The sequence below is a fragment of the Mesorhizobium sp. PL10 genome, assembly GCF_053714315.1.
Genome location: NZ_JBSKBR010000025.1, coordinates 43,272 through 53,944 on the forward strand (window position 1 = coordinate 43,272; position 10,673 = coordinate 53,944).

At 55.9% G+C, this 10,673-nt stretch carries 10 protein-coding genes and 1 pseudogene; 7 read left to right on the forward strand and 4 right to left on the reverse strand.

The genetic code is table 11. From position 1 onward, the window contains the following. Positions 1 to 167 precede the first annotated feature (167 nt). Positions 168 to 2,009 carry a Z1 domain-containing protein gene (locus ACWGTO_RS27805; RefSeq protein WP_454577991.1) on the forward strand — a complete coding sequence of 614 codons (1,842 nt, stop codon included), beginning with the start codon at positions 168 to 170 and terminating at the stop codon, positions 2,007 to 2,009. A gap of 3 nt (positions 2,010 to 2,012) precedes the next feature. Here ACWGTO_RS27805 and ACWGTO_RS27810 read toward each other — a convergent pair whose 3' ends face one another. Next, positions 2,013 to 3,203 (reverse strand): hypothetical protein, encoded by a 1,191-nt coding sequence (locus ACWGTO_RS27810; RefSeq protein WP_454577992.1) that lies wholly within the window; start codon positions 3,201 to 3,203, stop codon positions 2,013 to 2,015. A gap of 115 nt (positions 3,204 to 3,318) precedes the next feature. On the opposite strand from ACWGTO_RS27810, the gene ACWGTO_RS27815 reads away from it, so the two are divergent. From ACWGTO_RS27815 to ACWGTO_RS27825, 3 genes and pseudogenes are all read left to right on the forward strand, one after another. After that, positions 3,319 to 4,125, forward strand: a complete 807-nt coding sequence (locus tag ACWGTO_RS27815; RefSeq protein ID WP_454578002.1) for a DUF6088 family protein — start codon at positions 3,319 to 3,321, stop codon at positions 4,123 to 4,125. After that, positions 4,125 to 4,334 (forward strand): annotated as a pseudogene (locus tag ACWGTO_RS27820) (nucleotidyl transferase AbiEii/AbiGii toxin family protein); the annotation flags it as partial. The gene ACWGTO_RS27815 and the pseudogene ACWGTO_RS27820, both read left to right, overlap by 1 nt. Before the next feature lie 86 nt (positions 4,335 to 4,420). After that, entirely contained in the window at positions 4,421 to 4,924 is a 504-nt protein-coding gene (locus tag ACWGTO_RS27825) for a nucleotidyl transferase AbiEii/AbiGii toxin family protein (RefSeq protein ID WP_454577993.1), read from the forward strand. Here ACWGTO_RS27825 and ACWGTO_RS27830 read toward each other — a convergent pair. Next, positions 4,903 to 5,466: a hypothetical protein gene (locus ACWGTO_RS27830; protein ID WP_454577994.1), complete on the reverse strand. Its 564-nt coding sequence runs from the start codon at positions 5,464 to 5,466 to the stop codon at positions 4,903 to 4,905. The two genes, ACWGTO_RS27825 and ACWGTO_RS27830, sit on opposite strands and share 22 nt — an antisense overlap. Before the next feature lie 189 nt (positions 5,467 to 5,655). Here ACWGTO_RS27830 and ACWGTO_RS27835 point away from each other — a divergent pair, with 189 nt between their 5' ends. Then, a complete protein-coding gene (locus ACWGTO_RS27835) occupies positions 5,656 to 6,288 on the forward strand; it encodes a hypothetical protein (RefSeq protein WP_454577995.1) in 633 nt (210 codons plus the stop codon). A 188-nt stretch (positions 6,289 to 6,476) separates the two neighbouring features. On the opposite strand, the gene ACWGTO_RS27840 is transcribed toward ACWGTO_RS27835, so the two are convergent. Next, positions 6,477 to 8,135 carry a hypothetical protein gene (locus ACWGTO_RS27840; protein WP_454577996.1) on the reverse strand — a complete coding sequence of 553 codons (1,659 nt, stop codon included), beginning with the start codon at positions 8,133 to 8,135 and terminating at the stop codon, positions 6,477 to 6,479. Positions 8,136 to 8,165: 30 nt separating this feature from the next. Then, the gene (locus ACWGTO_RS27845; protein WP_454577997.1) at positions 8,166 to 8,954 is read right to left on the reverse strand and encodes a hypothetical protein; all 789 of its coding nucleotides are present in this window, start codon (positions 8,952 to 8,954) and stop codon (positions 8,166 to 8,168) included. A gap of 313 nt (positions 8,955 to 9,267) precedes the next feature. On the opposite strand from ACWGTO_RS27845, the gene ACWGTO_RS27850 reads away from it, so the two are divergent. Then, entirely contained in the window at positions 9,268 to 10,443 is a 1,176-nt protein-coding gene (locus ACWGTO_RS27850) for an IS110 family transposase (RefSeq protein ID WP_454577998.1), read from the forward strand. Continuing rightward, a partial coding sequence (locus tag ACWGTO_RS27855) for a plasmid pRiA4b ORF-3 family protein (protein ID WP_454577999.1) occupies positions 10,382 to 10,673 on the forward strand: 292 nt, incomplete at its 3' end. The genes ACWGTO_RS27850 and ACWGTO_RS27855, both read left to right, overlap by 62 nt.

Genomic DNA, 10,673 nt, shown 5'->3' on the forward strand with positions numbered 1-10,673 from the left:
CGTGCTTTTACTAGAAGTTGGCGTTCGGAGGCATCGGATGGAAAAGGAGTGTCGCCTGCTGTAAAAGCTGGACGCATTTTTTCTGACGTGAAGAATTGTACGAAGAAGCAGTGAATTATCTATTATATCTACAAGGTTCGGACCGACACATTGAGGGATGATTTTAAGTGGCAAACGTACCCGATCTCGCGAAATTCAAGGGAAAAGCAAAGCTCAATGATCGGTATGTCAAACAACTGAAGCGATTGCAGACAGCCGACGTTCCTACGACGAGCATCGAGGTGGCGGTTAACGGCGCGGTCTCCAACCTTGCAAAGGCCAGCACATCGGCGCTCGTGATCTACGGCGAGCCGCAAAGCGGCAAGACCGAGATGATGATCTGTCTGACTGCAAAGCTGCTCGATCAGGGGCACAAGATCATTGTCCATCTCATGAACGACAGTGTCGATCTGCTCACTCAGAATTTGCGTCGCTTCAAGACATCCGGCCTAGCTCCAGCTCCGCGCAACTCCTCCGAGTTGCTTCAGACGTCGAACGGCCAGAAGCCCGCCGAGTTGGTTGTTTTCTGCAAAAAGAACGCGCGCGATCTCGAGAAACTGATCGATCGACTCAAAGACGTAGGAAAAATCGTCGTGATCGATGACGAGGCGGATTATGCCACGCCAAACTCCAAGGTGAACAAGGGTACGAAGACGACCATCAACGACCTCGTTGGGCAGCTGATTGGCAGCGATGGCTTCTATATCGGCGTCACCGCGACACCCGCGCGGCTCGACCTCAACAACACCTTTAAGAATGACACTGAAAAGTGGGTGAGTTTCCCACCACACGCCAAATATACGGGCCAGGACGTGTTCTTTCCGCTCGACAAGAAAGTGTCCTACCGCCTGACCTATCTTCAGCAGGGCGGCAATCCGCAGGAAGCGCGGGACGCGCTCGTTCGGTTTCTTGTTACGGTCTCTTACCTCAATAAAGTCGTGAACGACGAAGAGAAAAACTACACGATGCTGGTGCACACGAGCGGCAAGAAGCTCGACCATGAGGCCGACCGCGTCACGATCGAAGAGGCCGTGCATGCATTGACCGAGGCCGATAGCACGGACTTCGATACGCTTGTCACCAGCGTCTATGCGACGGCGCAGCACCTATATCCGGCGGCTGATCCCGATGAACTCACCAGCTATGTCGTGGAAAACGCTTCGCGCACGAGCCTTGTGGTACTGAACAGCGAACGAGACCGAATAGCAGCAGGGGATAGCGCCACCGAGCCCTCCTCTCCGTTCACCATTATCATCGGCGGGAATATCGTTTCGCGCGGCGTCACCTTCCCAAACCTTCTGTCGATGTTTTTCACGCGTAACGTGCAGCACAAGTTGCAGCAGGATACTTACATCCAGCGGGCACGCATGTTCGGCGCGCGCGGCGCGTATCTTGAACATTTCGAACTGACAATCCCAACCCAACTCTATGCCGATTGGCATCGTTGCTTCGTCTTTCATCGGCTGGCGCTTGCGACAGTTCGGAGTGAGCTGGGGTCGCCGGTCTGGATCGGAGATAGTCGCGTGTCTGTGGCTTCGGACCCCAGTATCGATAAGGCAACCGTCGCGCTCGACAAGGGCGAGATGTCGTTCGGCATGTTCGATTTCACGGCAGAACTCGATCAGATCGTGCTTGGTGACCCATCGAGCATCGTGACGCTGGATGCACTTCGCGCCAAACTCGGCAACGACGCGCTGCCGCAATTCCTGATCGACTACATCAAGGCAGTAATGGCCGGAGGTGGGGGCACGCTCGCCATTCACGCAGCCTCGACGATCGCTAATTACGGCAGTACCGCCAATCAGGCGGCGATATCACGCGATAAGGGATTCATGGGCAAAAGCCAGCTCGAGCCCAAGAAATTTCCAATGGCCGTCCATCATGTGAAGATTTTGTACAATGCGAACGGACGAGCAAAGCTGTTCTACAAGTACAAGGGCAGCTTGCAGTTCATCCAGAATCTCGCCTGACAGTCAGGTGCGCGCGAATGTGAGGATCGTCTCAGTGCGCATTCGCTTGCCAAGCGGTTCGCTCGTCATTGGCAGATAGCGGCTGCGCAACGGCAAAGGCCGCTCGGTTTCGCTAACCAACGTCAACCCAGCGAGGCGGGCAGCGGTGGCGACCGCTTCAGAATTTCTGATGAACACATCGCGCAGGCAGGAATTGCCTACGACGAATGTCGCGCGTGCTCCAGCTTTTAGCACGCGTGCGATTTCGCTGACCATAAGACGGATGTCCTGGACATAGCGGGCGATCATCGACGCGAATTTCGTGGGAAGCTGATCGATCTCGCCCATAGCAGCTTGCATCGTTGCTAGCTCGATGGCCTCATCAACCTTATCGGGCGCCCGCTCGGCACCAATGCTGTTGGAGCGGATCGTACGAAGGTCTCTAAGGCGATGGCCGAGCCAGATAAGAGACAGACGGTGTCCGCGCATGTAGTCAATAGCATTGAGATAGGGTGGCGACGTCAGAACCACGTCGACGCTGGCGTCAGCGACGGACGTCAGCGTTCTCGCATCGCCGAGAGTAATGGCGGCGCCGCCGGCAGGCGGGGCTTCGCTCAGGCGCTTCCTTACAGCGTTAATTGAGCGATCGAACATTGGTCTGACCTCGAAGTCGTTGGCGTCCGCGACCTTGTGCGGTCGACTGTGCGAGACGTCGCGGGCCAGCGAAGCTCCTTTGTCCTTAGTGATGATGAGGCGGCTGAGCGCGATCTTCAACAGGTCGATCGCCAAGTGTTCATCCGGACTGGAGAGTTCCCCGCTAAGCTGATCCAAAGCACAAGCGATTCGGCGCAACTCGGCTTTCTGCGGATCAGCGAACCAGAAGTCGGCAAACGCCGCTGTCTCGGGATCATTGTCCATCCATGGTAGGATGGCTTCTTCGACAGACATCGCATCGATTCGTTTATTTACGCGGTCAGCGAGGTCGAGGACCAACGCATCGTTGACTGCGGCCGTCAACACGCGGGTCATGAGAACCGCCAGAGGATCCATATCGAAGCCAATCGCCTGATGACCGAGATCGGTCGCCTGACGAAGAACGGTTCCGGAACCTGCCATCGGGTCGAGCACTAGACCTGCGGAGGATAGCTCATTTAGTTTTTCCAGAGCTAGTTCCGGTGCCATGCGTGCCGGGAAGGGATGAATGGAGCGGATCACGTTCGACCTCCCGGTATGCCTTTGTCCGAAACTTACCGCATCTTTCGGACAACGTAAAGCTCGGAGTTGCTTTTGTCCGAAACTTACCGCATCTTTCGGACAAAGAGGTGAAGTCATGCGCGGCCCTTCGCTCGATCTCAAGCCACAGATTCTCGACCGCATTGCAGCGGCTCCAAGTGCTGTCTGGACACCTGTGGACTTTCTCGACATCGGACCTCGCGCGGCCATAGACAAGGCACTCCAACGCCTCGTGAAAACCAAAGAGCTGCAGCGTCTTGATCGGGGCTTGTACCACATGCCGCGCAAAAATAGCCTGACGAGTCGTTCGAGCGCCCCGGAGACACGCGCCGTAGTTGACGCTGTAAGTCGACGCGATCAGGCGCGCCTTGTCGTCGATGGCCTCACTGCGGCGAATGATCTAGGTCTCACAACCGCCGTTCCCTCACAGGTAGTTGTACTCAGCGATGCGCGTCTGCGTCCAATAAAACTGGGCAACCAAACTATCAAGTTCAGGCAGGCTGCGCCAAGTCGGCTTTTCTGGGCCGGACGACCTGCGATGCGAGTCGTCCAAGCCTTATACTGGCTTCAAGACGTTCTAACCTCAGGGAATGAAGCGGACAGCACGGCACGGCTTCGGAACTTGCTCAGTGATCCGGCAAGAGGACAAGCGGTCCGCGACGATCTCCGCGACGGCCTACCGACCTTGCCAATATGGATGCAATCCTATCTCCGGGAGGTGTTGCAGGATGCCGATCCGTCTCCTGAACTGCCTCTTAGAAGGGCGATGAGACACACGGTTTCGTCCAAGTCTCCTCGCGTCAAGCGCGAAAGTTTGCGGTCGATCGAAAAGACCGCAGGGTCCGATAATTTGGCAGAAACCCGGAGAAAACCAAACAACAGAGCTTCGACGAAGAGCTCATGATGAACCCCGCATTCGCACGTGTATTAGCGGCCCCAATTGAGGATCGCCGCGGATTGTTCGCGGAAACTGGACGACGCCTGGGTACAAGTGAACGAAATGTCGAGGAGGATTTCTGGGTCTGCTGGGTACTCGACGCTCTGTTCAACGAATTGCCGGCCGGTCAACCACGTCTGCTATTCAAAGGCGGTACTTCCTTGTCGAAGGCGCATGGCCTAATCGAGCGCTTTTCGGAAGACATCGACATCACGGTGTTTCGCGACTGGGAGAGGCGGCTTCCGTCGAGGAGCTCGAAGCCATGGGTCGCAAGACTCGAACCCGTCAACTCAACGCGATCCGCCACAGCTGCTGGCGCCAAATCCGCTCTAGACCCGATGCGTCCGCAAACGTCATCCCTTATGTCGCCGCCGAACTGGAGGACACGAATTTCGTAGTCTCAAATGTAACCACAGTTGCCGCCGGCCGCACATTTTGGGACAAGATAATCATTCTACATGGTTTGCGCCGGTGGTTTGACTGCAGAGGAATTGTCCGTCAAGAAGGTCAACGCGTGACACGTCATTACTACGACGTTTACCGCTTGCTCGCATCTCAAATTGGGCAGGATGCGCTAGCTAATCGAGCGTTGGGTCTAGATTGCGCACGCCACGCCCGCATGTTTTTCAATCGACCCGATCTCGATCTCGACGCAGCGGTAGCGGGGGACTTCTCACTGACGCCCGCAGCCCGCTATAAGGGCGATCGACGACACGCTAAAACCACTTCGGTAACGAATCCCGATCATTCGTCACCGTCGAAATAATGTACCGGGTGCTCGTTCGCGATTTCTGCAATACCGCCTCGGAGTGCCGCGTTGAGCGTGAGCATTGCACGCTGCAGGTGGGGGACACTTACGTACACAGCCTCGGATACCGGCGGCACCGCCTGCTTCGAGGCAACGTCAAATTTTTCACCATAGCGAAACGCAGTGGAAGTGGGGTCTATTGCTGCAATTTCTTTAAGCCGCTTGATGATCCAAGTCGGAGCCGAAAATCCAGACGAGGCAATGACCGTTGCCTCAAGTTCGCCGGCGAGTTCCGAGAGATCGTGCGTCCTACGCGACGATCGTGTGATGTCCTTCACCAACAATTCGAGTGAATGCCGATAGAGGTAAAGGGCCGGATTGACCAGTTTGTAGTCCTCCCAATCGCCACGCTTTATCGTTTCCAAAAGCATATGTGCGGCGTCAAAGTACTGTTGCGCCATCTCAAAGCGGGTCGGGATGAACTCATCCCCCACCATGAATCCTTGAGGACCGGAGAATGGATCTTCGCGATGGATATGGTCACCTGGTTCTTCGAACAACGGCCGATCCATCGCCTCACGTGTGAATATACGCTCCGTTTGCCTCCTCATTTAAGCTTCTCCGAGCTCAAAGCCCATTTCGATGGCAGCGCGGCCTAACGCATGAAGGGGTGTCAAGGATCGCTCACAACCACCTTGAACGGTGTGATACCTGGTAGATTGATCCGTATCATTTTTTGGAGACTTAAGATGGGCGAGGCTAGAAGAAGGCGAGAAAAGATTCGGGGGCACTTGTTGGCGCAAGTTAATGAATGGTCTTTTCCACCAACGCCTTGGGAAACTGCCGTAGTTGCAGAATTGCTCAATCGAGACCTCCGTCACGTCGAACGTCTTTCTGATCAAGAGTTACAATATATGCGCATGCCATCGAACGAATGTCACGCCAATGCCCGTTGGTTCGAGAAGAACGATCCAACTCGGCAGGCCAAGGCGGTCACGGGATGGTGGGTTCAAGGTCTGAATTTTGTTCTACACAGCGTACTGAGTAATGGAAAAGACCATAGATGCATAACCCCATCAATAGGCGACGAAAGAAATATCCCGTCTATCCCTGATGCCGCAATTACATGGATCGAGACCGGGGAAGTCTACTCAGCCACCCGAAATGGCCAGCTCATTGGAGTTGGTGTGCGTCGCTTTCCCGCTTTGACCATCGCGCAGAATGCGATTATTCGTTCGCGACTTTTGGCTGGATACGATCCTTATCGTGCTGGCGAATTCACGGCTCAGGAGATGAAGATACTAAGGGACGCTCACTTGACCGTGCCTGAAATTCAGGAGCTGGAACGTCCGAAGGCGGATCATATCGATCTTCTGTCCTGAACGGGCCATTCGATGTTGGGTGAAGCCCTCGTAGGCTGCAACGTAGCATCATTGTCGCCATGGCGGGCCGCTAGCGCCATTGGCCCGAAACCGGGCGGCGATTGAGTGGGAAGGCGCTTGTGAAAAACATGGTTTGAAAGAGTCATCTTTTTTGCGGCTCCAGTGTCTGAGTGTGGAGACCAAATAACTCATCCGATGTTCCTTGGATCAGGAAATGTGGTCGCGACGGCCTCTACATAATCCCGCACTTGTCCGCGAAGGACATGATCCGTAGCAGCCAGAAAGGTTTTGAGCTTTTCGCCATATCTGGCATCTGGACCTCGATTGCCGCCAGCCACGACCGTTCGAATAAGGATAGCACGCATGCGTCCTTGTAGGCCGTTCCGTGAAAGTGCAGAGATATGGTGTAGCACGCAGTCGTGCATGTAGGCTGCGAATGTGTCATCGATCCGAGGAGACAGTGCCACTGTCACCATGGCGTTGCCCAGAACGACGCCTGCATCGACAGGAATGGCGGAAGACGAGAATTCTCCCACTGGAACGATTGCCGCATGCGGCGATGCCGCGTCCAGGTATTCAATAGCCCGCACCCAGTTGCCCATGACATGGAAGGCTTCGTAGATCAGCCGGGCATTGCGAGTCGGAAACTCAGCCGTGGTATCGATTTCCGGACCCGATGAGTCGTACACCTCTTCGAGTTCCTTCACGAAAAGAGGAAGATAGAAGAGCCACATATGGTCCGGCACGCCCTGTCGCATGGCGGCATGAACCATGATGTCGAAATAGCGGATGCCGACGAAAGTGCTGTCGCGCCACCGTTCCTCATCGAAATTGTCCGAGCGGTCGTTGAGGTATTCAGTGTAGCCGTTCTTTGCACCGGCGCGAATGCTGTTGATCACGTAGTCGCCAACCGGTTTCCAGGCTCCGAGCTTGCGAGCGACATCGGCATCGTCAAAAAGAAAATGCAGCAACTTGTTCTGCTCGGGGATGACATAGCCGCCATTCCCCGCGAGGTTCTGGTTCTGCTCGATTTCTTGATAGAGCCTGCTTCCACTGTCGGCGATCAGATCGCGAAAGACTTTGTCGGCGAAGTCGTAGCGGAGCTGCAGGTTGATCGCCACCAGGTCAGCTATCATGTCGGGTCTCATCGTAACGACAAATCGTCGGAACTCTTCGGACCGCAGCAGCGTACGAGCGATGTTTTCCGCGTCTGCCTGTACCTTTCGTTGGGCAGGAACAAAGACCGAGAACCAACGCATGTTTCGCCGAAACGCCTCGTAGCCACGCGTCACAAAGGTAGATTTTACCCCCGCCGCTACTTCCTCTTCCACTGGTCTGATCGCGCGGTATTTTTGACGACGGAACCGGCTCGTATTTGACAGGCAATCGTGGACTTTCTGAAGCGGGCGTTGCCGTCGTGCGGTTTCTTCAATCAATCTAAGATGGGGCCGGATAAAGTCCAGCAACTCGGCAAACCGATGATCAAATAATAGCGTCTGGACAATCTTGCCGATGGTCGGCAATGCGCGAGCTCCCGACTTCAAGAGACGGTTGAGCGTCAGGGCCAAGATCATCCAAGCGAACACGACGAGGAAGGCTGCTTGCTGAGGGGTAAAGATGTTGTCGGTCGGGAATGTGAGCCAGTGGCAGAGCGGCTTGCTGGCTAGCTTGCAAGGCTGCCCCAACAGAGAGAAGAATTCGAGGTAGAGAACAAGCGCGACCGCCAGAAATGCCAATGGCAGCTGTATTGCAAGATGCAACTGTACACGCAGACGTGTAACTGGCGATACGATCGCGTAGAACGCGATGAAGAGGGCAAGAAAGCCTAGAAATCCGTCGAGCGTCACGTTGTAATTCCTTTGTGCTCGGCTGGCACTCTAACTCTGTTTCGCGATTGTCTGATGGTATCCGACTTCGAAGTCGACGTACTCTTCAAATATCGAGATCAGAGCATCCGCCTCGGCAGGGGTGTAGCCAGGAGACTGGCATAGTATGACGTGGTCGAACGTTGCCAGCGCGCGATAGTCTTCCACCGTTACTTTGCGAAAAGGGATCGGTGGCTCAAGCACATGCGGTAGCGCGATAAGCTTATCCTTTGAATGCGTGGTCACGGCATCGAGGAGGCCATGCGGGATATATCGGAACTCCATCATCCCGCATTCGGTATCAAAGCTCCGAAAGAAAAATGGCATCAGATCGTGGCCACTCTGTGCATGGTGCACATAGGTTAGGGACGCGATCCAGCGACAAGCGAGCGCAAACGACAGGTAGTTCGCGGGAGAGATGCGCTCTGGTCCGCTTCGTGGGATCGCTTCAAGGCGTCGTTCAGGATCGAAGGCGAGTACCCGCTGGCCAATGTCAATCCATGACTGGTCGCCGAATCCCGTTCCAAGGTCGGAATGGGCGTCAATATGCGCTACGGTCAGCGGCGTCGCGCCATTGCGGGACAGTGCTTCGAATATGGGGAAGGCTTCGTCATGATGGACAATGAAGTGTCCTCTCGGGCGCGTGGAATTACGATCACCCGACAGTAGGCACTGCTCTGTAAGGAACAGCCTTACTTGGGCTTCGCTCCACGGGCGGATCGAGGATGGCGCCCGGGGTCGATGATCGAAGGGGGAAACTTCAGAGAGGAATATGTCAAGGTCGATATCGGCAATGATCAAAATGCGTTTCCTCTCGTTGAAATTTATAAACGCAATTATTGCCGCTGTGAAATCTCTTTCGGACGTTTGGCCTTTTGATCCACTCCGATTCTTTCGAACGGAATGCTAAGTCGCTGCCCCCTGTGCATTTAACTTCGCTGCCCAAAGGACTGCATGCGATTCCTAAGCACCAACTGGAATATTTCCGCGCAGACTGAGAATCCTAGTCCCTATGATTGCTAGGCCTGAGGGCGGCCCGTCATCCGATATGCAACGGTACGAGGGTTAAGCCGGCTGGGCCGGCACAGAGCCTCATGCATAGGAGACGGGCCATATGGAACATATCAGATTTGTCGGTTTGGATATTCACAAACAACGGATTTCAATCGCGGTGGCGGAGAGCGGACGCTCTGGGTCGGTGGAATATCTCGGCGAGATTGCCAATGACCCTGCTGCCATCAGCAAGCTGTGCGATCGTCTCGGGCGGTCCGGCAAGCCGCTGGCGTTTTGCTATGAGGCTGGCCCGTGCGGTTATGGCGTTCATCGCCAACTCACGAGCCTCGGCCACCGGTGCGACGTGGTGGCACCGTCGCTGATCCCAAGAAAGCCTGGCGATCGGGTGAAGACGAACCGCCGCGACGCCACCATGCTCGCCCGCCTCAATCGAGCCGGTGAGTTGACGCCAGTCTGGGTGCCCAATGCCGATCATGAAGCCATGCGCGACCTGATCCGGCTGCGCAGCATCGTCCGACAAGTGGTGACGCGAGCGCGCCAACATCTTCAAGGATTTCTGCTGCGTCACGGGCGCAAGCACGAGCGTGGGACGGCCTGGCGATTGGCTTACCGGCGATGGCTTTCGACCCTGGCCTTCGAACATCCCGCGCAGCAGATCGCATTTCAGGACTACGTCGATGCCGTCATGGATGCGGAACGGCGCCTGCAGCAGGTCGAGGAACAGATACTCAGCCTGCTCCCGGAATGGAACCAGCGCCCGGTCGTTGACGCCTTGCAGGCGATGCGCGGCATCGCGCTGATTAATGTCGTGGTGCTGGTCGCGGAGGTCGGTGACGTCACACGCTTCTCAAACCCACGCCAGCTCATGGCCTATTTCGGCCTGGTCCCCGGAGAACAATCGAGTGGTGAGACCGTCTGGCGCGGCGGCATCACCAAGACCGGCAACACTCACGCGCGACGCGCGCTGGTCGAAGGCGCCTGGGCTTACCGGATGAGGCCGCGCATCGGCCGTCACAAGGTCGATCGGATCGAGGCGCTGCCAAAAGTCGTTCGCGACATCGGATGGAAAGTGCAAATTCGACTGTGCACCAGATATCGTCGGCTGAGCGCGCGCGGCAAGAACGCCAACGTTGTCAATGGGGAGCATGAGGATTTGTGGGGCGGAAAGGAACGGAGTATGCCGTCGTCATTGAACTTCGACGGGGCCAGCGGGTGTGAAGAGTGTAAAACGGGCAGCAAGGAAAGCTGTCGGAGAGGCGGCGGCCTCGGAGGATGAGGTTTTCATCCTGCAGTTCCGCATCTGGCTGAAGGACGTGAACCCGATGGTGTGGCGTCGGGCACAGGTAGCTTCGACTATGACGTTGCGCGAGTTTCATGGCGTCCTTCAGGTCGCGATGGGATGGGAAGGCATCCACCTTTACCAATTCATCATTCACACGGCGCGGTACGGCTCGTGGGAGACGAGTGCCCGTTCCCCGGCCATGACGCTTGGCGAATTGAAGCTGC